This window comes from Flavobacterium rhizosphaerae (assembly GCF_046000445.1).
Classification (GTDB): domain Bacteria; phylum Bacteroidota; class Bacteroidia; order Flavobacteriales; family Flavobacteriaceae; genus Flavobacterium; species Flavobacterium rhizosphaerae.
In genome coordinates, this window is record NZ_JBELPZ010000001.1 from 299,420 (window position 1) to 324,171 (window position 24,752).

The 24,752-nt window shown below is 39.4% G+C and carries 21 protein-coding genes; 13 read left to right on the forward strand and 8 right to left on the reverse strand.

The genetic code is table 11. From position 1 onward, the window contains the following. Positions 1–4: 4 nt before the first annotated feature. The 5 genes from ABS766_RS01360 to ABS766_RS01380 all read right to left on the reverse strand — a co-directional run bounded on the left by ABS766_RS01360 (position 5) and on the right by ABS766_RS01380 (position 4,107). Positions 5–829, reverse strand: a complete 825-nt coding sequence (locus ABS766_RS01360) for a thymidylate synthase (protein ID WP_408083288.1) — start codon at positions 827–829, stop codon at positions 5–7. A 150-nt stretch (positions 830–979) separates the two neighbouring features. Continuing rightward, positions 980–1,621 carry a hypothetical protein gene (locus ABS766_RS01365; protein WP_408083289.1) on the reverse strand — a complete coding sequence of 214 codons (642 nt, stop codon included), beginning with the start codon at positions 1,619–1,621 and terminating at the stop codon, positions 980–982. Next, positions 1,596–2,213 carry a bifunctional nuclease family protein gene (locus ABS766_RS01370; RefSeq protein ID WP_408083290.1) on the reverse strand — a complete coding sequence of 206 codons (618 nt, stop codon included), beginning with the start codon at positions 2,211–2,213 and terminating at the stop codon, positions 1,596–1,598. Before ABS766_RS01370 ends, ABS766_RS01365 begins: the two co-directional genes overlap by 26 nt. A gap of 91 nt (positions 2,214–2,304) precedes the next feature. Beyond that, positions 2,305–3,273, reverse strand: a complete 969-nt coding sequence (locus ABS766_RS01375; RefSeq protein ID WP_408083291.1) for an electron transfer flavoprotein subunit alpha/FixB family protein — start codon at positions 3,271–3,273, stop codon at positions 2,305–2,307. Positions 3,274–3,360: 87 nt separating this feature from the next. Further along, on the reverse strand, positions 3,361–4,107 hold the full coding sequence (locus ABS766_RS01380) for an electron transfer flavoprotein subunit beta/FixA family protein (protein WP_408083292.1): 747 nt from the start codon (positions 4,105–4,107) through the stop codon (positions 3,361–3,363). A gap of 433 nt (positions 4,108–4,540) precedes the next feature. Between ABS766_RS01380 and ABS766_RS01385 the strand changes: the two genes are divergently transcribed. The 5 genes from ABS766_RS01385 (at position 4,541) to ABS766_RS01405 (ending at position 9,955) form a co-directional block, all read left to right on the forward strand. Next, positions 4,541–5,524, forward strand: a complete 984-nt coding sequence (locus tag ABS766_RS01385; protein WP_408083495.1) for a pyruvate dehydrogenase complex E1 component subunit beta — start codon at positions 4,541–4,543, stop codon at positions 5,522–5,524. A 72-nt stretch (positions 5,525–5,596) separates the two neighbouring features. After that, the gene (locus ABS766_RS01390) at positions 5,597–8,092 is read left to right on the forward strand and encodes a DUF5686 and carboxypeptidase-like regulatory domain-containing protein (RefSeq protein ID WP_408083293.1); all 2,496 of its coding nucleotides are present in this window, start codon (positions 5,597–5,599) and stop codon (positions 8,090–8,092) included. Positions 8,093–8,156: 64 nt separating this feature from the next. After that, complete coding sequence (locus tag ABS766_RS01395) at positions 8,157–8,651, forward strand: hypothetical protein (protein ID WP_408083294.1); 495 nt, start codon at positions 8,157–8,159, stop codon at positions 8,649–8,651. 82 nt (positions 8,652–8,733) lie between these two features. Continuing rightward, complete coding sequence (locus ABS766_RS01400; RefSeq protein WP_408083295.1) at positions 8,734–9,273, forward strand: hypothetical protein; 540 nt, start codon at positions 8,734–8,736, stop codon at positions 9,271–9,273. A 163-nt stretch (positions 9,274–9,436) separates the two neighbouring features. After that, positions 9,437–9,955: an inorganic diphosphatase gene (locus ABS766_RS01405; RefSeq protein ID WP_408083296.1), complete on the forward strand. Its 519-nt coding sequence runs from the start codon at positions 9,437–9,439 to the stop codon at positions 9,953–9,955. A gap of 626 nt (positions 9,956–10,581) precedes the next feature. Here ABS766_RS01405 and ABS766_RS01410 read toward each other — a convergent pair. After that, a complete protein-coding gene (locus ABS766_RS01410; protein WP_408083297.1) occupies positions 10,582–11,832 on the reverse strand; it encodes an ABC transporter permease in 1,251 nt (416 codons plus the stop codon). A 158-nt stretch (positions 11,833–11,990) separates the two neighbouring features. Between ABS766_RS01410 and purH the strand changes: the two genes are divergently transcribed. The 6 genes from purH (at position 11,991) to rodA (ending at position 19,063) form a co-directional block, all read left to right on the forward strand. After that, positions 11,991–13,514: a bifunctional phosphoribosylaminoimidazolecarboxamide formyltransferase/IMP cyclohydrolase gene (gene purH / locus ABS766_RS01415; RefSeq protein ID WP_408083298.1), complete on the forward strand. Its 1,524-nt coding sequence runs from the start codon at positions 11,991–11,993 to the stop codon at positions 13,512–13,514. Positions 13,515–13,575: 61 nt separating this feature from the next. Continuing rightward, positions 13,576–14,604: a rod shape-determining protein gene (locus ABS766_RS01420; protein WP_408083299.1), complete on the forward strand. Its 1,029-nt coding sequence runs from the start codon at positions 13,576–13,578 to the stop codon at positions 14,602–14,604. 7 nt (positions 14,605–14,611) lie between these two features. After that, positions 14,612–15,430, forward strand: a complete 819-nt coding sequence (mreC, locus tag ABS766_RS01425; protein ID WP_408083300.1) for a rod shape-determining protein MreC — start codon at positions 14,612–14,614, stop codon at positions 15,428–15,430. Continuing rightward, a complete protein-coding gene (locus ABS766_RS01430) occupies positions 15,423–15,929 on the forward strand; it encodes a rod shape-determining protein MreD (protein ID WP_408083301.1) in 507 nt (168 codons plus the stop codon). The genes mreC and ABS766_RS01430 overlap by 8 nt, the downstream gene beginning before the upstream one ends. Further along, a complete protein-coding gene (gene mrdA, locus ABS766_RS01435) occupies positions 15,926–17,797 on the forward strand; it encodes a penicillin-binding protein 2 (protein ID WP_408083302.1) in 1,872 nt (623 codons plus the stop codon). Before ABS766_RS01430 ends, mrdA begins: the two co-directional genes overlap by 4 nt. A gap of 9 nt (positions 17,798–17,806) precedes the next feature. Further along, entirely contained in the window at positions 17,807–19,063 is a 1,257-nt protein-coding gene (rodA, locus tag ABS766_RS01440) for a rod shape-determining protein RodA (RefSeq protein WP_408083303.1), read from the forward strand. 99 nt (positions 19,064–19,162) lie between these two features. Here rodA and ABS766_RS01445 read toward each other — a convergent pair whose 3' ends face one another. Together ABS766_RS01445 and ABS766_RS01450 are read right to left on the reverse strand one after the other, a co-directional pair. Continuing rightward, positions 19,163–20,266, reverse strand: a complete 1,104-nt coding sequence (locus ABS766_RS01445) for an ABC transporter permease (RefSeq protein WP_408083304.1) — start codon at positions 20,264–20,266, stop codon at positions 19,163–19,165. 9 nt (positions 20,267–20,275) lie between these two features. Then, positions 20,276–22,534: a carboxy terminal-processing peptidase gene (locus ABS766_RS01450; protein ID WP_408083305.1), complete on the reverse strand. Its 2,259-nt coding sequence runs from the start codon at positions 22,532–22,534 to the stop codon at positions 20,276–20,278. A 128-nt stretch (positions 22,535–22,662) separates the two neighbouring features. Between ABS766_RS01450 and surE the strand changes: the two genes are divergently transcribed. Together surE and lpxB are read left to right on the forward strand one after the other, a co-directional pair. Beyond that, positions 22,663–23,436, forward strand: a complete 774-nt coding sequence (gene surE / locus ABS766_RS01455; protein ID WP_408083306.1) for a 5'/3'-nucleotidase SurE — start codon at positions 22,663–22,665, stop codon at positions 23,434–23,436. A gap of 171 nt (positions 23,437–23,607) precedes the next feature. Beyond that, a complete protein-coding gene (lpxB, locus tag ABS766_RS01460; RefSeq protein ID WP_408083307.1) occupies positions 23,608–24,720 on the forward strand; it encodes a lipid-A-disaccharide synthase in 1,113 nt (370 codons plus the stop codon). The last annotated feature ends 32 nt before the right edge of the window (positions 24,721–24,752 follow it).

A 24,752-nucleotide genomic window follows, 5' to 3' on the forward strand; every position in this document is an offset into this window, starting at 1 on the left:
TTTTTTACACAGCAACCACACCTTTTATATGCGGGTGCGGATCATAATCTGTCAATGTAAAATCATCAAAATTAAAATCAAAAATATTTTTCACTTCAGGGTTAAGTATCATTTTTGGCAACGGGCGTGGCTCACGCGTAAGTTGAAGCTCCAACTGCTCTATATGGTTGTTGTAAATATGCGCATCGCCAAAAGTGTGTACAAAATTGCCCGGCTCAAAACCGCAAACGTGGGCAATCATAAGGGTTAATAAAGCATAAGAAGCAATATTAAACGGCACACCCAAAAATATATCGGCGCTGCGCTGGTACAACTGGCAGCTCAACTTATTGTCAGCCACATAAAACTGAAAAAACGCGTGGCATGGCGGCAAAGCTACATTACCGGCAGCTACATTTTCAGCAAATGATTTTCCGCTTTCCGGCAGCACACGGGGGTTCCATGCGCTAACCAACATCCGGCGGCTGTTGGGGTTGGTTTTCAGGGTATCAATCAATTCAGCAATCTGGTCAATTTCCCTGCTGTCCCAATTGCGCCACTGTGCACCGTATACCGGACCCAGGTTACCATTTTCATCGGCCCACTCATTCCAGATGCGCACACCGTTTTCGATAAGGTAATTAATATTGGTATCGCCTTTTAAAAACCAAAGCAGCTCATAAATAATCGATTTAAGATGTAATTTTTTAGTAGTCACCATAGGGAAACCCTCACTTAAATCAAACCGCATCTGGTAACCAAAAACGCTTTTGGTACCGGTACCGGTACGGTCGCCCTTTTGGTTGCCGTGTTCCATTACATGCTTTACTAAATCTAAATACTGCTTCATTTTTTAACCCTTATATTATAAAATATCAATATGCAAAAATTAAAAATTATAAGTTTTTAATTTAATAAAGGTGACATTTTTTATCAGGAAGTTATTGACAAGACACAAATACTATAAGAGTGTCTCTAATTATATTCCTCCTTAAGGAAACTATCTTATTTCTTCTAATAAAACATAAAAATCTCCATTAGTAGTAGATTTAACTTCTACTGCAGCAAACGCTACAATATATTTATACACACTCTGGTTTAAATTATTGTTATCTGAAAACACAATTAACCTCAAGTCTCCTTCAGTATTCAAAGTATTAAATACCCAAGCCCTATCCATTGATAATGGACCGTGTGTATAACCAAAATCCTCCCCTTCAATATTACATTGTAACAGGTTTGAGTTTTTATCGTAAAGAAGTAACACCGGTTTAAATAAATATTTCCTACTCCCTAAGCAATCACAAAGGCTGCTTATTGTTATTTTATATTTAGTATTGGGTTTTGTTTTTAAATACAGTTCCTTAAAATTAGTGCGGGTATATGGCTGTTTAGTAGCTGCCATTACAGAATCTGTTATTGCCAGCTTAAATTCAGCTGCTTTTTCAGGTAGTATAGTATTATCAGCCGTTTCGCTTCCATAACCAAGGCTTTTGGTGAGTTCACGTTTTTCCAGCATGCTGTAAGCAGCAGTAGGAGCAAGCTTTTTTGAGCAACTTGTTAAAAATGATAATAAAAGCAGTAACAATACTACTTTAACTACTGTACCTATACTATCAACTTTCCCTTTTTGAAATTTCATCACGTATCTTGGCAGCTTTTTCATAGTCCTCATTTTGCACAGCGCTTTCCAGCTGATCATTAAGCTCCTGCAAGGTGTATTGCGAATATCCTTCACCGCTTACGGTACTTTCTGCCGAAAACTCCTGCGGTGTGCTAAGCACTTCGCCTTCTTCGCCCTCGCCTTCACTTTCGGGGTTTATTTTGAGGTAAATACCCGCTTTATCCAAAATGTTTTTATAGGTAAATATAGGCGCATTAAAACGTAATGCCAAAGCAATAGCATCGCTGGTACGGGCATCTATAATTTCTTCAATGCGGTCGCGCTCGCAAATAATACTGGAGAAAAACACCCCATCTACCAGTTTATGGATAATTACCTGTTTAACGGCAATATCAAAACGGTCGGCAAAATTCTTGAAAAGGTCATGTGTAAGCGGCCTTGGCGGCTTAATTTCTTTTTCAAGCGCAATAGCTATAGACTGCGCCTCAAAGGCACCTATAACAATGGGCAATTTCCGTTCACCGTCTACTTCATTTAAAATAAGGGCGTATGCTCCGTTTTGCGTCTGGCTATACGATATACCCTTAATATTCAGTTTTACTAAGCTCATAGTGGTCGCAAGGTATACAAAAAAAGGCTATCTGGCAAAGATAAACTATCAGTACCAGATAGCCCTGTTACGGGCACAATTTATAATAAAATTATGAGTTATGCGCCTTAAATTCCTTTATTTTTTCTGTAAGCTTTGGTACTATTTCAAAGGCATCGCCTACCACACCGTAGTCTGCCACTTTAAAAAAGGGCGCTTCGGGGTCATTATTAATAACCACTTTTACCTTGCTGGAGTTAATACCTGCAATGTGTTGTATAGCTCCTGAAATACCCACCGCTACATAAAGGTTTGCAGCAACAGGCTTACCGGTTTGCCCCACGTGTTCGCTATGTGGCCTCCAACCCATATCACTTACAGGTTTAGAACAAGCTGTTGCAGCGCCAAGCACGCTGGCAAGATCTTCTATCATACCCCAGTTTTCAGGGCCTTTAAGTCCGCGCCCGCCGGATACTACAACCTCAGCATCGGCTATGGTTACTTTTCCGGTTATTTTTTCGCTCGATTCTACCTTTACGCTAAAATCTGCATCATTAAGTGATGGTGCAAAATCTTCTTCGGTTGCAGATGCCTGTGATTCTACAAGCCCAAATGAGTTTTTGGCAATAGCCAGCACTTTTATATCTGTTGTAATTTCGGTAATGTTAAACGCCTTGTTAGAGAAGGCATTGCGCTTTACTTTAAAAGGCGCAAGGCTTTCGGGCAATGCTACTACATTACTGGCATACCCAGCGTTAAGCCCAACCGCTACCAGTGGTGCAATATATAAACTATCGGTATTGCTGGAAAACAACACAAATTTTGCACTTTCTTTTTCAGCCGCTTGCTTTATTACATCAGCATATGCTTTAGCATTAAAGGTCTTTAGCTTATCGTTAGTAACTTTTAATACTTTATCTACCCCATAGCCCCCAAGTGCAAAGGCATCTGTTACATTTACCGCTACAGCAGTTACAGTGGTACCGGTTTCACCGGCTATTTTTTTAGCGTAAGAAGCCAGCTCAAACGCAGTCTTTTTAAATTTTCCTTCGGCCGATTCGGCATATATTAGTATAGACATGATTTTTAATTTGAAAATTGAACATTTAGAATTTGAAAACTACAGTAGTGAGGCCTTTTCAAATTGCCTCATTTTCAAATCAGCAAATTAGATCACCTTCGCTTCGGTATGCAACAGGCTGACCAACTCATCAAGGTTATCCGGGCTTATCATTTTTACAGCCGACTTAGGAGCCGGTTTTTCAAATTTTACTGCTTTGGTAGCCGCCTCTACGCTTACAGGCTCCAACACCTCAAGTTTCTTTTGGCGTGCCATCATAATACCGCGCATGTTAGGTATTTTAAGGTCTTTTTCTTCTACAAGGCCTTTTTGCCCGCCAATAACCAGGGGTAATTTAGCACTCAGTGTTTCTTTACCACCGTCAATCTCGCGCACTGCCGTAGCCTCTGCTCCATTTACATCAAGTTTTATACAACCGTTCACAAAATCATACCCCAAAAGCCCTGCCAACATACCCGGCACCATACCTCCATTATAATCTAACGACTCTTTACCGGCAATTACCAAATCATAACCGCCATTTTTTACCACCTCGGCAAGCTGTTTAGCTACAAAAAGCCCATCGGTAGGCTGTGCGTTTACACGTATAGCTTCATCAGCACCAATAGCAAGGGCTTTACGCAGGGTAGCTTCGGCATCAGCGCCGCCTACATTTACCACAGTAACTGCGGCACCCGCCTGCTCTTTAAACCAGATAGCGCGGGTAAGGCCAAATTCATCATTAGGGTTAATAACAAACTGAACGCCGTTTGTATCAAACTCACTGTCTCCGTTTGTAAAATTAATTTTTGCAGTAGTATCAGGCACGTGGCTGATGCAGACTAATATTTTCATTTTTTATCAGAATTATATCGTTTGAGATTCACTTCTACGAAGTTAATTATTTTAATTGAAAAAATAACTATGCATGCATATTAAATTTCAAATCAATAAAATAACTTTCAAATTATATTTTAATTTTAACAGATTATCAAAAATACACAACATATTAAAAGAATAAAAAGCAAAACATAGGTTTTAAAAATATTTTTTAATCTCAACATCTTTTACTGCTATATATAATTTATAGCGGCATCGCTCTTTTGTTTTTCACCAATGAAACCTGAAACAGTTACAATAATAATTCATTAACATCCCCATTTTACCTTGTGGGTACGTAGTTATTGATTAATAATTAAAATTTACTACTCATTATTACATAATAAAAGTAGGATAAAATAATATAAAATATTTATTTTTGCCATGCAATAAAAAATACGCGAAAAATATATCCATGAGAACAATACAATTCAGGGAAGCCATTTGCGAAGCGATGAGCGAAGAGATGCGTCGCGACGAGGCCATATACCTAATGGGTGAGGAAGTAGCCGAATACAATGGGGCTTATAAAGCTTCTAAAGGCATGCTTGACGAGTTTGGTGCAAAAAGAGTTATAGATACTCCAATTTCTGAACTTGGCTTTGCAGGCATAGCTGTAGGCAGCGCCATGAACGGCAACAGGCCTATAGTTGAATTTATGACCTTTAACTTTGCCCTTGTGGGTATAGACCAAATAATAAACAACGCTGCAAAAATAAGACAGATGAGCGCCGGACAGTTTAACTGCCCTATAGTGTTCCGTGGACCAACAGCTTCTGCCGGGCAGCTTGCCGCTACCCACAGCCAGGCTTTTGAAAACTGGTATGCTAACACTCCCGGCCTTAAGGTAGTGGTACCCTCTAATCCATATGATGCTAAAGGACTACTAAAGTCAGCCATTCGTGATAACGATCCTGTTATCTTTATGGAATCTGAGCAGATGTATGGTGATAAAGGCGAAGTACCTGAAGGAGAATATACATTACCCATTGGCGTTGCCGATGTAAAGCGCGAAGGAAAGGATGTAACTATAGTATCTTTCGGTAAAATAATCAAAGAAGCTTTTGCTGCTGCCGATGAATTGGAAAAAGAAGGTATCAGCTGCGAAATAATTGATCTTAGGACAGTGCGCCCAATGGACCACAAAACTATACTTGAATCTGTTAAAAAAACCAACAGGCTGGTAATATTAGAAGAAGCATGGCCGTTTGGCTCTGTTGCCTCTGAAATTACCTACATTGTTCAGGAGCGTGCTTTTGATTACCTTGATGCACCAATACAACGTATTACCACTGCCGATACCCCCGCACCTTACTCTCCTGCCCTGCTTAAGGAATGGATACCCAATTCTGGCGACGTAGTAAAAGCAGTAAAAAAGGTTATGTACAAATAAATAACAAAATATTACTTTATATTTGAAACTTCATCATACTAAATGATGAAGTTTTTTGTTTTATAAGCCTGTATGAAAATAAAGCTATCCCAACTCATAATAACCGTATTGTTAACGGCCATCTCTTCTTTTGCCCAAACAAAAGTGAGCGGCATAGTGCTGGATGACACCCAACTCCCTGTACCTTATGCCAATGTATATTTTAAAGACACAAATGAAGGTACCATATCAGACGAAAATGGTAAATTTTACCTGGAATCTAAAAAAACATATACGGAACTGGAAGTTACGTTTGTAGGTTTTTCGCCCAAAATAATTACCCTTACCAAACCGGTAACCTATAACCTTGAAGTAGTATTGTCAGAGGCTACAATGCTCAAAGAAGTAGTATTATATACCGGTAAAACCTCCAAAAAGGATAATCCTGCGCTTGACATTTTACGTAAAATATGGGAACGCCGCCGTAAAAACGGCCTCCATATGTTTGACCAGTACCAGTATGATAAGTATGAAAAGGTTGAGTTTGACATGAATAGTATAGACAGCGCTTTTATGAAGCGAAAGCTGTTTAAAGGCATGGAATTTATTTTTGAGCATATAGATACCAGCAATGTTACCGGAAAAACCTACCTCCCTATGTTTATTAATGAGGCTGTGAGTAAAGTATATGGCGATAATACATTAAACAAAACCAAAGAAATTATTGATGGAAACCGTAATTCGGGCTTCAGTAATAATCAGCAAATTATTGCCTTCGTAAAAGACCTGTATGCCGATTATGACATTTATGATAATTACCTAAAGTTTTTTGACAAAGATTTTGTGAGCCCCCTGTCGCGCACAGGTATTAATGTATACAATTATGTATTGGCTGACACAGCTTATGTAGATAACAAATATTGTTATAATATAGTGTTTTATCCCCGCAGAAAAGGCGAACTTACCTTTAAAGGTAACTTTTGGGTAAACGATACCACTTTTGCCATAAAACAAATAGCCATGAGCGCCAGTAAGGCCGCCAATATTAACTGGGTACGTGATATTTATATTGAGCAGGAATTTGATGTGCTTAACGACTCAGTTTTTCTTTTAAAGCGCGACCACATGATGAGCGACTTTGCCCTTAATAAAAAAGAAGATTCTAAAGGCGTATATGGTAAACGTACAACCTTGTTCAGGGATTATGAATTTAATATTAAAAAGCCGGATGATTTTTATACCCCAGAGGTAAATTATTATGACGAGGAAGTCCATAACCGGTCAGACGAGTACTGGGAAGAAAACCGCTTTGAGTCACTCAACCAGGATGAACGGGGCATATACCAAATGCTGGACACTCTAAAAACCGTGCCCCGCTTTAAACAAGCATATGACCTGGTTGCTACATTGGGCAGTGGCTATTACCAGATAGGTAATTTTGATTACGGCCCTATATTTTCAAGTTTTGGTTATAATAATGTAGAAGGTGCCCGCATACGTACCGGTGGGCGCACCTATTTTGGTCAGAATGACCCCTGGAGACTGGAAGGATATACCGCCTATGGCTTTAAAGACAATAAATTTAAATATGGACTTTCAGGCAAGTGGATGGTTGATAAAAAGAAAAGGCTGATACTTTCTGGTGGTAACCGGCGGGATATTGAGCAAATAGGCGTTAGCCTTACTGCTACTAATGATGTGCTTGGCCGTAGTTTTGCCTCTTCATCACTATTTTCCAGCGGTAGTAACAATAAACTTACTTCTATAAACTTCAGCACTTTTTCGGCAGAGATAGAGCCAGTGAAAAACCTCAGGTTTCTGGCTAACTTTAATTACCGCACTTTAAAAGCAGCAGACCCTAAGCTGTTTAGCCTGGATTACTGGGTAGACCCTTATGACCATTCTAAAGGCACAGAAAGCTATACAGAACAATTTGAATATGGTTTTCTTGTAGATTATACCCCGGGCCGTAAAACTATCGGCTATGGTGTAGAACGTTCTGATGTAGATGACAACTATGCCCGTCTCTACCTTAAATTTTCGCACGGCATAGACGGACTTACTAACTATGACTTTAATTACAGAAAATTACAGTTTTATTACAGGCAGCCTGTACTGGTTGGGGGTTTCGGGCGGTTATTTACCACGCTGGAAGCCGGTAAAACTTTTGGCTCTGTACCGCTGAGCCTTATGGGTGTAATACCCGGTAACCAATCATATTTTATTATAGAAAACACCTACAACCTGCTGGATTACTATGAGTTTGTAGCAGACGAATATGTATCGTTGCATTTTGAGCATAATTTTAACGGCAGGCTGTTTTCGCGGATACCCGGCCTGAGAGATTTAAACCTTAGGGAAATTATAGGCATTAAAGGGGTATACGGCACAGTATCCCAGGATAACATTCGCCTTAATGCTTCAGAAATTATTTATCGCGCCCCAGAGGATGTATATTGGGAGTATCATGCCGGTATCGGGAATATTTTTAAAGTATTCCGGCTTGACTTTGCCTGGAGAGGCAGTTACCTGGACATACCTGACGCTAATAAATTCACAATTAAAGGGGTGTTTGGATTTTATTTTTAACAAAGCTGTTAACATAAAATTAAAAAATGTATTTTCGTAACAATATACTGTACAAGATGTTGTTATGAAAAATGCGGTTATACTTTTCCTGCTTGCCCTTATTTTGTTTTCCTGCAAACAAAACAGTATACAGCTGACAGATAATACACACCGTATTACTGAGAAAATTGCTGTAGGCATTTATGAAAATAACTCTTACAGCATTATACACGAAGATTCCCTTAAACAGGTATGGCAAAACATCTTACAACAGCACCATAAAACCAAAGATGTTTTATCTTTTTTAGAAATAGCCGAAATAACATCAGAAGGGGAAATCCATGAGCCTTGCCCTGTGCTTATTGCCCGTACAGCATCAGGCAGTACAAGTATGGCCGCATTATTAATAATACAGGGCAATACATGTTTTATAGCGCCGGAAGCATTGAATATTATTTGCCACGGCACCTGTGCTAAAGGCTGCCTTCCGGTTGTTATCAATAAAAATGGAGAAAATTCTTTAGGGTGCTCTGCCTGTAAAGAATGTATAAAAACCGAAACAGAGGCATTAAACAATTGACACCATCTATTAAGATTAACATATTTTTTTATATTAACATATTTTTTTATATTATTTTAGCTTATCATTCAACTAAATTATTATGAAAAATACAATCAAAACCTTTATCGGCCTTTTTTTGCTATGCCTTGCATTTAGCTGCTCTAATGACACTGAAAATCTTGTATTAGAAGAATCTACTACTAAAGACAGCACCCCCCAGGCAGAAAGGGGTAGTTACTGGGATGGTATTATAGCTACTGATAAGACCGGCGGCGGTTATACTTTTGTGGCAGACACTCTGTTAATAAAAAGTGACCTTGAGCAAATGCTCAGGACAGGCGGGGTTACTACTACACTGCAAACACTAAGTATAGCCGAAAAAACAGCAGACAATGACCCTGCAGACCTTGGCTATATGCTTATAGGATCTGATAATAATGGGGTATCTATCGGGGTAATGCTTGCGCGCAGCGGCAGGAATTTCATTGTAGAGGCTGGCACTGTATCATCGGTTGCTTGTATAGGGTGCACCTGGGGCTGTAACCTTAGCTACCTTAAATTTGATGGCCACAAATATGCTTATTGCAATGCAAATGGGTGCGGTGCCAACTGTTATAAATCTGAGGCGTCGTTTAATTAAAACTATGCTTCTTTTTTAACACAACAAAATAACGCAACCGTTTTCGTGTTTTAATTTTAAGCAAACATGTAGCTTTAACATGGTTTTTGGCAAAATAAAACTTTGCTTTGAGTATTTTTTTGCGCTACATTTGCCGAGCTTAACAAACAGAAACACGTAAAAAATGAGTGCAGTATTACCTACATTTGATGTTCTTGTAGAAATACCCAAAGGGAGCAGGAACAAATATGAGTATGACTTTGAACTGAAAAAAATCCGTTTTGACAGGATGCTCTATTCTTCCATGATGTACCCTGCTGATTATGGATTTATTCCGGAAACACTTGCACTTGACGGAGACCCGCTGGATGTACTTGTATTATCTACAGAACCTACGGTACCCGGTTGTGTTATTGAAGTAAAGGCGATAGCTGTTTTTAATATGGCTGACGATAAAGGACAGGATGAAAAGGTAATATGTGTGCCGGTATCTGACCCTATGGTTAATGACTGTACAGACATTAAAGACATTAACCCGCACCTAATTAAAGAAATTGAGCACTTTTTTAAAGTGTATAAAGATCTTGAAAACAAAAAGGTAGAGGTAAAAGGCTGGGGTGATGCTGCCGAAGCCCGTAAACTTTTTGCAGAATGCGCCGAGCGTTTTAATGCAAACCCAAATCCGCTGTTTAGCCTGAAATAAGAAAAAGAAAAATTGATGTTTCATAGCCATCCAACAATAATTGGGTGGCTTTTTTTGTTTTGGTTTACTATGTACGGTTATAATAGGTTTGGCGGCATTAGTTATTATTGGTTTTGTGAGTTAAGGTGGGATGTTAAGATAGCTCAAATAATATATACCTGATGTAACATAAAGCTTTAATTAGGTACTATATCCTCGTCGTAACATTGTATCTTAATATTTTTATTTATTACAATACAATAAATACTATTAGGTATTTTATATATGGTGTCACCCACTTCAAGTAAATACAAATCATTAGTTGTAGCATAAAAGCTACTTTCCTGTTTGGTTGGAATTTTTTGATAAAAAATGGTTAAGCCTTAGTAATGCTTAAGCTCCGTTACTACAGCAGTAAAAGATTCTGCATAATGCACTTTATTATATTTATTTGTCAGTATAATATCTGTATAAATATATAGAGACACTACTAAAAGTATAAAAAACAAACTGCTTTTTTTGTGCTCACTATTTTTGTAAAAATTATTTTGTTACTAAATAGGAATTAGAATATCCGGATTCAACAGATTGGTTACCTCCAGGAACCCAAGGCGTCTGTCTGTAAGTGACTTCGTTGTACTTATACCTTACATACCACTTCGTATAGCCTCAACAGGATCCAGTTTAGCCGCAGATATTGCAGGGAGTATTCCTGAGATTAAACCTATTAGCACCGCAAGTCCGGTACCCAACGCTATATTACCAAAACTCAGTACAAATTTAAAATCTAACAGGCTGGTAGCTATAGTAGCAACACCCCAAACCAGTAAAAGGCCTACTAAACCGCCAATAGCCGAAAGTATTATAGCCTCAAAGAGAAACTGAAACAGTATAAAACGCCTTTTAGCCCCAAGCGCTTTTTGTATGCCTATAAGGTTAGTACGTTCTTTAACCGAAACAAACATAATATTGGCAATACCAAAACCACCCACCAATAAAGAGAAAAGACTTATAACCCATCCCCCAATATTAAGGGTGCCCACAACATTATCTATAAGGTCAGTAAAAGTACTAAGTATATCTATCATAAAATTATCTGGCTCACCAGCTTTAATGCCCCTGTACATGCGCAGGCGCTGCGTAACCTCTGCTTTGGTTTCTTCGCCTTTAATTCCAGGTTGCGGTTTAATAATTATTATCGGGGTCATAAAGCTGTTATGGTCACCATAGAGCCTGCGTAAAACATTTACCGGTATAATTGCTGCGGTATCATTACTTTCTCCAAACGTGCCACTACCCTGTTTTTCCAGCACGCCTATAACCGTGAAACGCTGCCCATATAACCTTACTTTACGTTCCAGCGGGTCTAAATCGCCAAAAAGGGTTTGCGCAATTTCATACCCCAGCACAATAACTGCTGTACCCGATATAGATTCTGCTTCATTAAAAAAGCGGCCTTTTTCAATTTTGAGAGCCTGTATATCTTCAAATTCGTATGATACAGGTATTATATTAACATTAGAGGCTGACTGGTCTTCAAAACGTATAACTTCACTTTTGGTAAATATCTGAAATGCCATATACTGTGCCGTGTGTACATTTTCTTTCAGGTATTCATACTCATCATATGTCACATCCGGAAAATTATCCATCTTCCAGCGGGGTATATCGGTAGGTGCAAAAGAAAACCTTTTAAGGTACATGGTATTTTTATCTACACTACTCATGCTTTCCTTAATTTTTCTGTCTAAGGAATCTACAGCAGCCAGTACGGCAATGATAGAAAAAATACCTATAGTTACGCCAAGCAAAGAAAGAAATGTCCTCAGCTTATTGTTAGCTAAGGCTCCAAGGGCAAAAAAAAGGCTTTCTTTAAGTAATCTGAGGTAAAGCAGCATAATGATAAATATAATTGGCTTGCGTAAAATTCAGCATTTTTTTAAAACCCTGAAACCTTTAGTGCAAAATTTTTTAATTTACACAAAAATATAGCCACGTTGGCTTTGAATGTTAACCTCACAATAGCTACTTTTGCAGTTTTATAAACACACAACAAATGAGTAGTAAAAAGATAACTTCCGCCTTAATTTCAGTATTTGATAAAGAAGGCCTTGAGCCTATTGTAAAAGAGCTATACAAAAACAGCGTAACTATTTACAGTACAGGAGGAACCGAAACCTTTATAAAAAACCTGGGCATACCTGTAGTAGCGGTAGAAGATGTTACTTCTTACCCCTCTATTTTAGGCGGACGTGTTAAAACCCTTCACCCAAAAGTATTTGGCGGTATACTAAACCGTCAGGACAATGAGCAGGATGTTGCACAAATGCAGGAATTTGACATCCCTCAAATTGATTTGGTGATTGTAGACCTCTATCCTTTTGAAAAAACGGTAGCATCGGGCGCTGGTGAAGCAGATATTATTGAAAAAATTGACATAGGTGGAATATCGTTAATACGCGCAGCAGCTAAAAACTTTAAAGACACGGTTATAGTAGCCTCTGTTGAAGACTATGCAACTTTTCTTGATTTTTATACCAACAACAACGGCAGCACCACTATAGAAGAAAGAAGGCTTCTTGCTACAAGGGCTTTTCATGTATCTTCAAACTACGATACCGCAATTTTTAACTATTTCAACACAGAAGAAACGTACTATAAAGCCAGTGAGGCAAACGGCCAGGTGCTTCGTTATGGAGAAAACCCGCACCAAAAAGGCTATTTTTTTGGCGGGTTAGACACCATGTTTACAAAACTGCACGGAAAAGAACTGTCTTACAACAACCTGCTTGATGTAGACGCAGCCGTAAACCTGATTGCCGAATTTAAAAACGACAAGCCTACGTTTGCTATTTTAAAGCATAATAATGCCTGCGGCCTTGCTACAAGAGACACTGTTAAACAGGCTTATCTTGATGCCCTTGCGGGCGATCCTACCTCTGCTTTTGGGGGAGTGCTGATAACCAACACAAAAATAGACAAAGCCGCTGCCGAAGAAATAAACAAATTATTTTGCGAAGTGGTTATAGCTCCGGCTTATAACGATGACGCAGTAACCATATTACAGGAAAAGAAAAACAGGATTATTTTAATACAAAATGAGGTAGCATTGCCCCAAAAACAGGTACGCACCTGCCTTAACGGCATCCTGGTACAGGATAAAGACAATGTTACTGACTCTAAAGATATTTTAAAAACGGTTACTGTAACATCTCCTACAGAGCAAGAGGTTGAAGATTTGCTTTTTGCTTCTAAAATATGCAAGCACACAAAATCTAATACTATAGTTTTTGCCAAAAACGGGCAACTTATTGCAAGTGGCACAGGGCAAACATCCCGGGTAGATGCACTTAAGCAGGCTATTGAAAAAGCAAATTCATTTGGTTTTAGCCTTGAAGGTGCTGTAATGGCCAGCGATGCTTTTTTCCCGTTCCCGGATTGTGTGGAAATAGCCAAAGAGGCCGGAATAACCGCCGTAATACAACCCGGAGGCTCTATAAAAGATGAACTGAGTATTAATTATTGTAACCAAAATAATGTTGCAATGGTATTTACAGGAATACGTCATTTTAAACATTAAATTTACTATTTTTGAGGTTTAAATAAATTAAATTCACAATACCCTAAAACCCTGATACCGTATGGGATTTTTTGATTTCATGACTGAGGATATCGCCATTGACCTTGGCACCGCCAATACCCTCATTATACATAATGGAAAAGTAGTTATAGACAGCCCCTCTATAGTAGCGAGAGACCGTGTAAGCGGTAAAATAATAGCTGTAGGAAAAGAGGCAAGCATGATGCAGGGTAAAACACATGAAAACATTAAAACCATACGCCCGTTAAAAGATGGTGTTATTGCAGATTTTGATGCTTCTGAAAAAATGCTTACCATGTTCATAAAAAGCATCCCTGCACTTAAAAAGAAACTCTTTACCCCTGCCCTGCGTATGGTTATATGTATACCATCGGGCATAACAGAGGTAGAGATGCGTGCCGTAAAAGAATCGGCCGAAAGGGTAAATGGAAAAGAAGTATACCTAATACACGAGCCTATGGCTGCAGCCATAGGTATCGGGTTAGATATTATGCAGCCCAAAGGGAATATGATTGTAGATATAGGCGGCGGTACAACAGAAATTGCCGTTATTGCCCTGGGTGGCATAGTGTGCGATAAGTCTGTTAAAATTGCCGGAGACGTGTTTACCAATGATATTGTATATTATATGCGTACACAGCACAACCTTTTTGTAGGTGAAAGTACTGCCGAAAAAATTAAATTAACCATTGGTGCCGCACTTGAAGACCTTGATACACCACCCGAAGACATGTCAGTACAGGGGCGTGACCTGCTTACAGGAAAACCGAAACAGGTAGATATATCTTACCGCGAAATTGCCAAGGCGCTGGATAAATCTATACAGCGTATAGAAGATGCAGTTATGGAAACCCTGTCTCAAACCCCGCCGGAGCTGGCTGCCGATATTTATAATACCGGTATTTATCTTGCCGGGGGCGGCTCTATGCTAAGGGGGCTTGATAAAAGGATATCCCAAAAAACTGACCTCCCTGTATATATTGCAGAAGACCCACTAAGGGCGGTAGTAAGAGGTACCGGGATGACACTTAAACAAATACCAAAATTCAGGAGTATACTTATTAAATAGGTAACACATGCAGCAAATATTCAGCTTTATATATAAAAACAGTATTTTCTTACTGTTTTTGCTGCTTTTGGGCATATCGTTAACCTTTACCATACAATCGCATAGTTATCACCGCAGCCGCACTATTTCATCGGCTAATGCAGTAAGTGGTTTTGTATACCAACAGATTGACAATGTAGAAACTTACCTGAGCCTTAAGGAAGAGAACCAGAAACTGGCTGACGAAAATACCCAGCTAAAAAAGCTGTTGTTTAATACCACCGATTCGGTTAAAGTAACACAGTTACCTTTAGCATCAGGTACGTTTAATGTAATACCGGCAAAGGCAATAAACAATTCTTACAGCCTTAAAGAAAATTATTTCACCATAAACAAAGGGCGTAATGATGGCGTAAACCGCGATATGGGTGTAGTAAGCAGCCTTGGAGTAGTAGGTATTGTAGAACAAACCAGTAAAAACTATGCTACGGTTATAAGCGTACTCAATACAAATTTCAGGCTTGATGCAAAGATGAAAAAAAACAACCACTTTGGCACCCTGATATGGAATGGAAAAAGCACAGGCTTTGCCCAGCTTATAGATGTACCCAGGCTGGCATCGGTTCATAAAGGCGATACTATTGTTACAGGGGCAGAATCAAGGATTTTTCCTGAAAACATACCCATCGGAACAATTGAAACCATATATACTGACCAAACCAACAATTACTTTACTATTGATGTACGCTTGTTTAATGATATGACAAGCCTTGGCCATGTATATATTATAGAAAATAAAGACCAGGAAGAAATAATCCAGTTAGAGCAACAAACTGTTAATGAATAGTACACTCATCATAAATATACTGCGGTTTTTTGTACTGCTCATCCTTCAGGTGGTTATTTTTAACCGCATCAACCTCTTTGGTTTTTTAAATCCGTACCCTTATATCCTGTTTATATTACTGTATCCTGTTGCCGGTAACCGGTACATACTTTTGCTCAGTTCTTTTTTACTGGGCCTTACTATGGATATGTTCTTAAATTCCGGGGGAAGCCATGCAGCTGCCTGCGTTACACTTGCCTATGTAAGGCCTTCTTTTTTCAGGTTTTCATTTGGTATAAGCTACGAGTACCAAACAGTGCGTATAAATGATAAGCTAAGCAGTGAAAGATTTTCATTTATTCTTTTGAGTATTGTTACACATCACTTAATTTTATACCTGTTAGAGTTTTTCAGGTTCAGCCTTATTGTTGATACACTGCTCCGTACACTCTATACCACGTTATTTACTTTAGTTATTATTATAATTGCTATATATCTTATTAAGCCGGCCCAAAGATGAGAAAGATTTTATTGCCACTGCTGATTGTTGCCGCCACCTTATTAATTTCCGGACAGTTGTTTTACCTTCAGATTGTTGATGACTCTTACATCAAAAAATCTGAAAACAACGCCCTGAAAATTGTATATGAATACCCGGAACGCGGTTATATTTATGACCGTAACAGCAAATTACTGGTTGCCAACCAGCCTTCTTATGACATTATGGTTACCCCTAATGACATGAAAAATATTGATACGCTGGAGCTATGTAATCTGCTCAACATAGATACCGTATATTTTAATAAGCGTATCAAAAAAGCCAAAGTATACAGCTGGAGGGCACCGTCTGTTTTTTTGCCCTCGCTTACTAAAAAAGAATTTGCTGCATTTCAGGAAAAAATACGCCGTTTTAAAGGCTTTAATATTGTAAAACGCTCATTGCGCGATTACCAGGTTGATGTAGCCGCCAATGTTTTTGGCTATATAACCCAGGCAGGTGAAGCTACCATACAAAAAGACCATTATTATAAAAGCGGAGACCTTATCGGCCGCCAGGGTGTGGAAGAAACGTATGAAAAAATTCTGCGGGGGGTTAAAGGGGTTAAATATTTACAGAGGGACCGTTTCGGGCGCATTATAGGCCCCTTTAAAGAAGGAGTATATGATACTATATCTGAAGAAGGAAAAGACATAACCTTAACCCTTGATATTGACCTTCAAAAATATGGTGAAGCGTTAATGTTTGAGAAGCGTGGCGGTATTGTTGCAATAGAGCCGAAAACCGGTGAAATACTGGCGCTTATTACAGCCCCTTCTTATGATCCCTCTTTGCTGGTGGGCCGTAAAAGATCTGAAAATTACCAGGCGCTGCAAAATGATTCATTAGGGTTACCTTTATTTGACAGGGGTTTGCTGGCAGAGTATCCGCCGGGATCGCCGTTTAAAATACTTACCGGGCTTATTGGCCTGCAGGAAGGTGTGATTGATGAAAATACAACCTTTGTGTGCCACCATGGTTTTTCTTACGGGCGCGGGGCATTTATGAAATGCCATGATTCCGGAGCAAATAATCTAAACAGCGGTATTTACAAATCATGTAATACCTACTTTGGCAATACCTTCAGGCTGACAATAGATAAATATCCTAAACCTGCTTTTGGCGTAGATGCCTGGAGCGGCCATTTAAAAAGTTTCGGACTGGGTAATTTTTTGGGGTATGATTTACCCCCGGGCAGAAAAGGGCTTATACCCACTACCGAATATTACCAGCGCTGGTACCCTAATGGCGGCTGGCGCAGTTCTACCATTATCTCTAATTCTATTGGGCAGGGCGAAATATTAATGACGCCTATACAGCTTGCCAATATGATGGCTACTGTAGCCAACCATGGATATTATTATACACCCCACATCATTAAAAATATAAAGGGTGCAAAAATAGACTCTAAGTTTACCACAAAGCATGTAACAACTATAGATGAAAAATATTTTCAGCCGGTAATTGATGGCCTGTATGATGTTTTTAATAAAGGTACGGCACAAAGTCTTCAGGTAAAGGATATTGAAATTTGTGGTAAAACCGGTACTGCTGAAAACTTTAAAAAAATAAACGGTGTAAATACACAGCTTACAGACCATTCTATTTTTGTAGCCTTTGCTCCCCGTAACGATCCAAAAATTGCCATAGCTGTATTTGTAGAAAACGGTTACTGGGGCGCACGCTGGGCCGGGCCTATTGCCACACTTATGATAGAAAAATATATAAACGGAACTATATCACGCACTGCCCTGGAAAATAAAATGCTTACACAGGGCCTTAAACGCGAATATGAAAAGGTTATAAGCGGTGAGCCTTTCAGGATTAATGAACCGGTATATATACCCTAACCAAAAGGCATGAAAAACCAGAAAGTAACCAACAGTATTGACTGGCTTACCATATTGCTTTATACTATTTTAGTATGTATGGGGTGGGTAACTATTTATTCTGCCTCACTTTCTGACCAAAGTAACTCTATATTTGACCTTAATGAAATTTATGGTAAGCAGATAATGTTTATAATAGGTTGTATACCCATTATTATTGTAGTGCTTTCTCTCGATGCCAAGATATTTGAGGCATACTCCATAATTTTTTATGGTATTGGCATAGTGTTGCTGGCAGGGCTGTTTGTTTTTGGCTCTGCCAAAAAAGGGCAAACCAACTGGTACTCGTTTGGTAGTTTTGGTTTTCAGCCATCGGAGTTTGTAAAAATAGCCACCGGGCTGGTATTAGCTAAGTACTTAAGCGATGTACAGATTAACCTTGCTAATTTTAAGCATCAATTTTTAGCTTTTGGCATTATTGGCTTGCCGGTACTGCTTATTTTAATGCAGCCTGATGCCGGTAGCGCCATGATATTTCTTTCCTTTTTTCTTGTATTATACCGCGAAGGGCTGCCCGGATGGTATCTAAACACAGGTGTGGCAGCAATTGTACTGTTTCTGCTGGCATTATTTGTGCAACCCTATTTTCTTATAGTGTGTATTTTATTACTCATCATACTTCAGTATTTCCTTAGCCGAAAATCTAAACGAAATATGATTCTTTCAACCATGGTTTTTATAGCCGCTTCGGTATTTACGCTATCAGTAAGCTATGTGTATGAAAACGTACTGGAAGAACACCAGAAAGAACGTATCAATGTGTTGTTTGGCCAGGATGTAGACTTGAAAGACGAAGGATATAACCTTAACCAGTCTCTCATCGCCATAGGTTCGGGCGGGTGGTTTGGCACAGGCTATTTAGAAGGCACACAAACAAAAGGCGGATTTGTACCCGAACAGCATACCGATTATATTTTTACCACAGTGGGCGAAGAGTGGGGCTTTACAGGCGGTATGGTAGTTATTGGCCTGTTTGTAACCCTGTTGCTTCGCCTGGTGTATCTTGCCGAGCGGCAAAAGAGCAAATTTAGCCGGGTATATGGCTATTGTGTAGTTGCCATACTGTTTACGCACTTTTTTGTAAATATAGCCATGCTCATAAAGCTTTTCCCAACCATAGGCGTACCGCTACCCTTCTTTTCATACGGAGGATCCAGCTTATGGGCCTTTACTATATTGCTTTTTATTTTTGTAAAGCTAGATGCCAATAAAGTTAATGAGTGGTAGCTTTAAAAGTGAAAAGCTCACGATTTATTGTACATACGCTTTTTAGATCGCAGCATCTAAAGCCTGATAGTAATAATTAACTAAATTATCCTTATATCCTCATTCTGCTTTTACATCCAGGGCATCCCTAAGGGCATTGCCAACCATCATAAAAGCAAGCACCAGCAAGAGCATCGCTATACCCGGCGCCAAAGCCAGCCAGGGTTTGCCTAATATAATATAATTGTAGTGGTCTTTAATCATGCCGCCCCAGCTGGGTACCGGCGGCTGCGCTCCCAATCCTAAAAAGCTAAGGCCGCTTTCTATCAATATGGCAGAAGCAAAGTTAGCTGCCGAAATTACAATAACCGGTGCCATGCTGTTGGGCAATATATGGTTTATAATAATACGCCTGTTGTTATACCCAAGGGCACGGGCTGCTGTTACAAACTGCATTTGTTTTATTGACATTACCTGCCCGCGTACCACACGCGCTACCTCTACCCACATAGTAAGCCCCACCGCAACAAACACCTGCCAAAAACCCTTGCCCAGGGCAAGCGTAATGGCTATAACCAGCAGCAGCGTGGGTATACTCCATATAATATTTACCAGCCACATTACAAACGCATCAACTCTGCCACCATAATAGCCAGCAATAGCGCCAAAAAATATACCCACAAGTAATGAAATAAATACGGCAACAAAACCTATTGCTATAGATACCCGTGAGCCAATAATAAGCCTGCTCAACAAATCTCTGCCTTGGCTATCGGTGCCTAATATAAATTTTTGTTTTGAAATAAAGTCCTTATTAAATACTTCCGGGGTAATATGTGGGCCAAAACTCTTTAAAGCTATTGTTTTTGAAACGGCCAGAGAAGGGTCAGCGGCATACTCCCAATATGTAAGGCTGTCACCCTGTATTTTATAATCGAGTATCGCAATTTTGCGGCTGGGCACTTCACTGCCAAAAAAATAATCAGAAAAAGCCCTTTCATCTTTTTCAAAATGCAGCATTGTTACTGCAAAGCCCGGGGGCTTGCTGTGTATGGCAAGGTCTCCCCAATTGGCATTACGGGTTTTATCGGGAGAAAAAACATATGCAAAAACAGCTATAAAGGCCATAAGTGCAATAACCACAAAACTTAAAACGCCCCAAAAGTTCTTTTTGAACTTCCGGAGCGCCAAGCTTGTAAGTGACTGACCGTTTTTGTTGCCCATCAATACATTTTATCGGGTTTTAACCTGACTCTTTTTATTTACATTAGCTGCGGTTTTAGAAGCTGTTTTGCCATTCTCCATATCATCTAATACATTAATAGCTTCTTCAACATAAATATCTTTACTCAGGCTTTCAAACCACCTTTGTTTCTTTTCTTCAAGGCCGGGATCTTTTTTAAACTGTTCTTTTTCATAAGGCAGCGCCTCAAAAACAAGTTTATTGGTATAATTGGTAAGCGCTTTAAACTTTTTGGTTACTGCTTCAGCCTTTTGCATTTCTGCTTTAAACTTATCAATATCCAGGTTATAGGTATTATCATCCTTTTTTTCGCTTACCCATTTTGCATTTTCATCCATCAGCTTAAACTGAGGGTTTTCTTCAATACGTTTTTTACTGTTTGCAATAACTTTATTATAGTTATTTTTAATGCCGTTATAATCGGCAGGGGCAATTTTATCCCATGGCAGGGCATTATCTATATCACGTTCACCCATGTCTATATAAGAATACTTGTCCGGCATAACAATATCGCTTAATACGCCTTCGCGCTGGGTAGAACCACCGTTTATCCTGTAAAATTTCTGTGTCGTGGTTTTAAGTGCGCCTAAATCGCCATAAGAGCTATTTCTTACAAAACGGTTAAGGTCTATTACATTTTGTACAGTGCCTTTACCATAGGTATGTTTACTGCCCATTATAATACCGCGGTTATAATCCTGTATGGCTGCTGCAAAAATTTCTGAAGCCGAAGCCGAGAAGTTATTTACCAATACTACCAGCGGGCCATCCCATTGCACTTTAGAATCGGTATCAGAAAGCACTTCAACACTGTTGCCACTGCCTGCATCGCGGCTTCGAACCTGCACCACAGGGCCTTTATTAATAAACAGACCGGTCATATCCACTACTGTTTTTAATGATCCGCCGCCGTTATCCCTAAGGTCTATTATAATACCTTCTACACCTTGTTCTTTAAGCCTGTCTACCTCAAGGGCTACATCTTTGGCTGCATCGCGGTTATCCTGGTTTTCAAAATCAATATAAAATTTAGGCAGGTTAATAATGCCATAAAGCTTATCTCCTTTTTTAACCACACTTGATTTAGCATACGTTTCCTCAACCTCAACCACCTCACGTATAATAGGGATAACATCTACACTGCCATCCACTTTTTTAACAGTAAGGCGTACCTCAGTACCTTTAGGGCCTTTAATTTTTTTAACTACATCATCAAGCCTCATACCTGCAATATCAATAGGTTCTCCGCTACCCTGGGCAACTTTCATAATCAGGTCGCCCTGCTCAAGGTCTTTACCCCTCCATGCCGGGCCGCCGGGTATAAGCTCGGTTATTTCAACATAGTCGTTTTTCTTTTGCAGCCTTGCTCCAATACCTTCTATAGAGCCACGCATACTGGTATCAAATTTTTCCTTATCATCGGGTGCAAAATAATACGTGTGCGGATCAAAACGTTCTGCTATGGCATTCAGGTAAAAGCTAAACCATTCTTCACGTTTAAGCTCATCTATAAATTCAAAGTACTGGTCAAGCGATTTTAATGTGCTTTCACGTGCCTCTTTTTCAAGCTGTGCTACTGTTTTATTTTCTTTATTTTTAATGTCAGATACCGGGGGTGTAACCTCTTCATCTTCAAAAGCCTCAACATCATTTTTAGGCTTGCTTTCCTTTAATTTGTCTTTTGGGGCATCCTGTAATTTTTGCTTATCGGCCACCGTAGAAAGCACCGAAAGCTTAAGCTGTTTCCTCCAACGGTCCCTCAGTGCGGCATCATCTGCTGCATAGGGCTGTTTCTCATAATCTACATTAAATTCCTCATTTTTATGCAGGTCAAACGGCTGTGCCAGTATATCGCGGTAAAAACCTTCGCTTTCTTTAATACGCTGTAACAACCTTTGGTATGTAAGGTTAAAAAAGCTCAGGTCCCGTGCATTAATCATATCATCCAAAAGCGTTTCAAAAGGGGCAAATTCATCCATATCCGCCTGTGTAAAAAACCGCTTAGAAGGATCTAACGATTCAAGGTAGCTTTTATATACCCCGCGCGAGAAATCGTCATCTATGGCCGCAGGGTCATAGTGCGCTTTTTCAACCACAAAGGTTATAAGTTCTAAAAGCACCTGGTCTTTATCTGGATCTTCACTCTTGTTTCCCGGAAATAGTGTAAAACTAAACAGCGCGCCGGCCAACAGCACAACAATCGCCAGTATTTTATAGTTTCTTTTCATAAAGCTTAAAAAGGCATTCATTAGTATTCAAGTATATCATTACTACATTAAAAAGCGTGCCAAAAATTTCAGCAGGCCCTTTTCACTCAGCCATAACAAAAATTGTAATTTAGCAACGTAAAAATACAACACTTATTTTAATTTACCACATGGCAGCAAAAAAACCACTTATTCTGGTAACAAATGATGATGGCATTACCGCACCGGGTATTATGGCGCTTATAAGCGTAATGAAAGAGCTGGGCGATGTAGTTGTGGTAGCGCCAGACAGCCCGCAGAGCGCTACAGGGCATGCCATAACCATAAATAACACACTGTTTATAAACAAAGTGCAGATAGATGAAGCCGTAAAAACCGCATATAGCTGTAGTGGCACGCCTGTAGACTGCGTAAAATTTGCCGTAAACGAAATACTGCACCGAAAGCCCGACTTATGTGTAAGCGGAGTTAACCACGGTTCTAATTCATCTATAAATGTTATTTATTCGGGCACCCTATCGGCAGCGGTAGAAGCAGGCATCGAAGGTATACCCGCCATAGGCTTTTCGTTACTGGATTATAACTGGGAAGCCGATTTTGAGCCTGCCAAAAGGTATATTAAAAAAATTACAGAAAATGTAATTAATAATGGGCTGCCCGAAGGTGTTATACTTAATGTAAACTTCCCTAAGCTGCCCAAAAGCCAGATAAAAGGCATTAAAATATGCCGCCAGGCCAAAGCTATGTGGACAGAAAGCTTTGACAAACGCACCAACCCCATGGGGCGCGATTATTACTGGCTGAGTGGCAAATTTGTAAATCTTGATAAAGGTGAAGATACTGATGAGTGGGCGCTGGATCACGGATATGTGTCGGTTGTACCTGTACAGTTTGACCTTACCGCACACCATGCCATACACCAATTAAACAACTGGGATATGTAAAGAAAAAGTATGTTTTAGATAAAAAAACTGGTATAAACGCAACCTTTAATTACCGGCTGCGTCTTATAATAAAATTAGATAACTACTACACAAACGGGAGGCCCGGCAATTATGCGCCGGGCTTTCTTATTGGGAAATAAAAATAGTACATTTGCTTTGTAAAGCACGTTTATGAAATACTATATAATTGCCGGAGAAGCCAGTGGCGACCTGCATGGGTCTAACCTGATGAAGGAACTTTTTAAAAACGATCCTGAGGCCAACATCCGCTTTTGGGGTGGCGACCTGATGCAGGCCACAGGAGGAACCCTTGTAAAACATTACCGCGACCTGGCATTTATGGGTTTTGCCGAAGTAGTAGCAAACCTTAAAACAATATTTAACAACATAAAATTCTGCAAAGAAGATATAGCCGCATTTAACCCTGATGCTATTATTTTTATAGACTACCCCGGATTTAATATGCGTATAGCCCGCTGGGCAAAACAAAAAGGATATAAAACATATTATTACATATCCCCACAAATATGGGCATGGAAAGAAAACCGTATTAATGCTATAAAGCGCGATGTGGATAAAATGTATATTATACTGCCGTTTGAAAAAGATTTCTATGAAGTGAAACATAATTTTCCGGTGGAGTTTGTAGGGCACCCGCTTATTGATGCCATCCATAACCGGGAACCTATAGACGCTGCTGCCTTTAAAAAAGAATATAATTTAGACGAAAAGCCGGTTATTGCATTACTACCGGGCAGCCGTAAACAGGAAATAACCAAAATGCTTTCGGTAATGCTTTCGGTTGTAGATAGTTTTCCCGGTTACCAGTTTGTTATTGCCGGTGCCCCAAGCCAGGAGTATAGTTTTTACAAGCCATTTCTTAGTAATGACAGTGTGCATTTTGTATCTAATAAAACCTACAGCCTTTTAAGCATAGCGCATGCCGCCCTGGTAACATCGGGCACGGCAACCTTAGAAACTGCATTATTTAAAGTGCCCGAAGTAGTTTGTTACAAAGGCGGCTGGATATCTTACCAGATTGCAAAACGTATTATTACGCTTAAATTTATTTCACTGGTAAACCTGATTATGGACCGTGAAGTAGTAAAAGAACTGATACAGGGAGAGCTAAATACTAAAAACCTTAAAAAAGAACTGGCAAAAATTTTAGACCCCGAACAGCGTAAAAATATACTGAAAGACTATGATCTGCTGGAAGAAAAACTGGGTGGCGCAGGGGCAAGCAGTACTACGGCAAAGTTAATAGTTGACGATTTAACATAAATCATAAATATTTATTAAATTAATTTCTATAT

Bases quoted from the DNA above. Each gene is read 5' to 3' on its own strand.
- ABS766_RS01360 (WP_408083288.1), bottom strand. From the start codon at position 829: ATGAAGCAGTATTTAGATTTAGTAAAGCATGTAATGGAACACGGCAAC.
- ABS766_RS01365 (WP_408083289.1), bottom strand. From the start codon at position 1,621: ATGAAATTTCAAAAAGGGAAAGTTGATAGTATAGGTACAGTAGTTAAA.
- ABS766_RS01370 (WP_408083290.1), bottom strand. From the start codon at position 2,213: ATGAGCTTAGTAAAACTGAATATTAAGGGTATATCGTATAGCCAGACG.
- ABS766_RS01375 (WP_408083291.1), bottom strand. From the start codon at position 3,273: ATGTCTATACTAATATATGCCGAATCGGCCGAAGGAAAATTTAAAAAG.
- ABS766_RS01380 (WP_408083292.1), bottom strand. From the start codon at position 4,107: ATGAAAATATTAGTCTGCATCAGCCACGTGCCTGATACTACTGCAAAA.
- ABS766_RS01390 (WP_408083293.1), top strand. From the start codon at position 5,597: ATGAAAATAAAGCTATCCCAACTCATAATAACCGTATTGTTAACGGCC.
- ABS766_RS01395 (WP_408083294.1), top strand. From the start codon at position 8,157: ATGAAAAATGCGGTTATACTTTTCCTGCTTGCCCTTATTTTGTTTTCC.
- ABS766_RS01400 (WP_408083295.1), top strand. From the start codon at position 8,734: ATGAAAAATACAATCAAAACCTTTATCGGCCTTTTTTTGCTATGCCTT.
- ABS766_RS01405 (WP_408083296.1), top strand. From the start codon at position 9,437: ATGAGTGCAGTATTACCTACATTTGATGTTCTTGTAGAAATACCCAAA.
- ABS766_RS01410 (WP_408083297.1), bottom strand. From the start codon at position 11,832: ATGCTGCTTTACCTCAGATTACTTAAAGAAAGCCTTTTTTTTGCCCTT.
- purH (WP_408083298.1), top strand. From the start codon at position 11,991: ATGAGTAGTAAAAAGATAACTTCCGCCTTAATTTCAGTATTTGATAAA.
- ABS766_RS01420 (WP_408083299.1), top strand. From the start codon at position 13,576: ATGGGATTTTTTGATTTCATGACTGAGGATATCGCCATTGACCTTGGC.
- mreC (WP_408083300.1), top strand. From the start codon at position 14,612: ATGCAGCAAATATTCAGCTTTATATATAAAAACAGTATTTTCTTACTG.
- ABS766_RS01430 (WP_408083301.1), top strand. From the start codon at position 15,423: ATGAATAGTACACTCATCATAAATATACTGCGGTTTTTTGTACTGCTC.
- mrdA (WP_408083302.1), top strand. From the start codon at position 15,926: ATGAGAAAGATTTTATTGCCACTGCTGATTGTTGCCGCCACCTTATTA.
- rodA (WP_408083303.1), top strand. From the start codon at position 17,807: ATGAAAAACCAGAAAGTAACCAACAGTATTGACTGGCTTACCATATTG.
- ABS766_RS01445 (WP_408083304.1), bottom strand. From the start codon at position 20,266: ATGGGCAACAAAAACGGTCAGTCACTTACAAGCTTGGCGCTCCGGAAG.
- ABS766_RS01450 (WP_408083305.1), bottom strand. From the start codon at position 22,534: ATGAATGCCTTTTTAAGCTTTATGAAAAGAAACTATAAAATACTGGCG.
- surE (WP_408083306.1), top strand. From the start codon at position 22,663: ATGGCAGCAAAAAAACCACTTATTCTGGTAACAAATGATGATGGCATT.
- lpxB (WP_408083307.1), top strand. From the start codon at position 23,608: ATGAAATACTATATAATTGCCGGAGAAGCCAGTGGCGACCTGCATGGG.